This window comes from Dellaglioa sp. CoH-56-MRSF-14 (assembly GCF_056782115.1).
The window spans coordinates 1-271 of the sequence record NZ_JBXAYB010000103.1; the positions used below are offsets into that span (position 1 = coordinate 1).

Genomic DNA, 271 nt, shown 5'->3' on the forward strand with positions numbered 1-271 from the left:
GAACAGAGCTATTGCGGTGGTAGCACCGCTGCCAACTTGTTGGAGCAGCGTCGGCCAATCAGGTTTCGTTGGGTCTACGACGCCAGCCGGAATAGGAGCCAGATGCGTAGTGCCAGATGCATCTGCATACATCAAGACCGAAGCGTACAGAGCACCGGGGCCCGCAACACGAAGTGCCCACAGCTGGTTAGCTTCCTTGAAGAAGTCGAGACCACAGTACACATCAAACGAGATTTTCGCGTTCGGATTACCGTACTGCGCCAGATAGTCT

The 271-nt window shown here is 55.0% G+C and carries 1 protein-coding gene; it reads right to left on the bottom strand.

What is annotated here, in order from left to right:
* Positions 1-271: hypothetical protein (locus AC1RPX_RS07975; protein ID WP_481763362.1), on the bottom strand; the 271-nt coding region annotated here is incomplete at both ends.